Annotated in this window: 3 protein-coding genes; all 3 read right to left on the bottom strand. The window is 67.0% G+C overall.

Going from position 1 to position 2,051, the window contains the following annotated elements; all coding sequences use genetic code 11:
* The coding region (locus tag DSP71_RS10950; protein ID WP_113681105.1) for an ABC transporter permease at positions 1–626 on the bottom strand (626 nt) is incomplete at its 3' end.
* Positions 619–1,416 (bottom strand): ABC transporter ATP-binding protein, encoded by a 798-nt coding sequence (locus tag DSP71_RS10945; RefSeq protein ID WP_017201539.1) that lies wholly within the window; start codon positions 1,414–1,416, stop codon positions 619–621. The genes DSP71_RS10945 and DSP71_RS10950, both read right to left, overlap by 8 nt.
* A partial coding sequence (locus tag DSP71_RS23595) for an ABC transporter substrate-binding protein (RefSeq protein ID WP_258546378.1) occupies positions 1,416–2,051 on the bottom strand: 636 nt, incomplete at its 5' end. The genes DSP71_RS23595 and DSP71_RS10945, both read right to left, overlap by 1 nt.

Raw genomic sequence — 2,051 nt, 5'->3', positions numbered from 1 at the left:
GGCAGGGCGATGCGGAGGCCGGCGAACACGTACGGCATGCTGCCGGGGAAGCGCAGTTCGCGGAAGATCTCCCACCGCGACGCATGCAGCGTCTTGAACACGTCCATGGCCTTCTGGTCGACGTCGCGGAGCCCTGCGAGGGAGTTCACGAGCATCGGGAAGAACACCACGAGGCCGGTCACGATGAACTTCGGCACCATGCCGAAGCCGAACGCCACGACCAGCGCCGGGGCGATCGCGACGATGGGGGTCACCATCACGATGATCACGAGCGGCATGACCGCCCGCTCGATGATCTGGAACTCCGCCATCACCACAGCCAGGAGGAACCCAGCGAGGATGCCGGCGGAGGCACCGACCACGACCTCGAGCAGCGTGACGAGGAAGTTCGACCAGTACATGCCGGCGTCGTCGACGAGGCTGGTACCGATCGCCTCCAGCGTCGGGAGAACATACGGATTGGTCCAGGCCACCAGCTGCCACAGCAGCGCGGCGATCACGAAGGTGATCAGAGTGGGGCCCCACGATCCCCACCGCAGCCAGGAGGGAGCGCCGCGGCGGGGCTGGCCCTTCAGACGGGCGGTCGCGATCGTCGCGGTGGTGTCTCTCATCGTCAGCTCAGACATGGGCCTTCTCCGTCTGCGCGCGCAGCGCACCGCGCACGACTGCTTCCAGTTCGCGGAACTCGTCCGTCGCGTAGGCCTCCTCGGTACGCGGTCGCGGCAGGTTCACGTCGATCACCTGGGCGATGCGTCCCGGGTGCGCGGCCATGACCACGATGCGGTCGGAGAGCATGATCGCCTCCGGCACGGAGTGCGTGACGAACATCACGGCCTTGCGGTTCGACTGCCAGAAGTCCAGCAGAGCGATCCGCTGCAGGTCCCGGTTCATCTCGTCGAGGGCGGAGAACGGCTCGTCCATCAGCATGATCGCCGGGTCGAACACGAACGCCCTGGCGATCGCGGCGCGCTGCTGCATACCCCCGGAGAGCTGCCCCGGGTACTTCTTCAGCGCATGGCCGAGGCCGAAGGTCGACAGCAGCTCGGCCGGGTCGCGGAGCGCACGGTCGCCGTTGGCCCCGCGGTTGATCCGCACGGGGAGCTCGACGTTCTCGCGCACCGTCTTCCACGGCAGCAGCGCCGGAGACTGCGGCACGAGTCCGATCTTCTTGTCACGCGAGGCCGCCCTGACGCTCTCGCCGTCGATCGTGACGGTGCCGGAGTCGGCGTCGAGGAGTCCGGCGACCACCTTGAGCAGCGTGGACTTCCCGCAACCGCTGGGCCCGATCACCGAGACGAACTCGCCCATCCCGATCGTGAGACTCACGTCATCGAGCACGGTGACCTTCGCGCCGTCGACGCCGAAGGACTTCGAGACGTTCCTGACCTCGACGCCGGCGCCGTGTGCGACCGTCATCACTTCGCCTTCCAGATCAGGGTGTCACCGTCGTAGAGGTCGGCGACCAGGTCGGCGTCCATCATGTCGGCGATCGCGGGCAGCTCCTTGACGTCGCCGTACTTCTTCACGAGGGCGTACTCGGGCTCCCACATGGACTCGTTCTGCACGCCAGGGTTGCCGCCGGCACTCTCGCGCACCCAGGCGGACTCCACCTCCCACGTGCGGGCGAGCTGCTCGCGCGGGAACGCGGCTCCCTGCCCGTTGTCCTCGGCCAGCTTCGCCAGCTTGTCGATGCACGCATCGGATTCGTCGAGGCAGTACTGGAGCGCCTTGAGGCTCGCGCGCATGAAGTCGGCGGCGACCTCGCGGTGCTCATCGAGGAACCGGGAGTTGACCTCCATCACGTTGTACGTGCCCTCGACGCCGAGGTCGGAGGGGAGGAACTCGCTGAACGGCAGTCCCTGTGCCTTGAGCGACTGGGGCTGGTTCGAGGCGTAGCCGACGATCGCGTCGACCTGCTCGCGCACCACGACGGTCGGGTCGTAGTTGGTCATCTTCACCATCTCGACCTTCGAGACGTCGACCCCGGCTTCGTCGAGCATGGCCGAGGCGATCGGTGTCAGGTTGATGAAGTACCCGAGCGATCCGCCCTC

Origin of the sequence: Microbacterium sp. H6, from assembly GCF_003314775.1 — a bacterium.
Classification (GTDB): Bacteria; Actinomycetota; Actinomycetes; order Actinomycetales; family Microbacteriaceae; genus Microbacterium; species Microbacterium oxydans.
Note: the sequence above shows the minus strand (reverse complement) of the source record. Positions and strands in the feature narration are given on the sequence as shown.

Excerpts from the sequence above, each read along its gene's own strand:
- DSP71_RS10945 (WP_017201539.1), bottom strand. The coding sequence starts at position 1,416 with ATGACGGTCGCACACGGCGCCGGCGTCGAGGTCAGGAACGTCTCGAAG.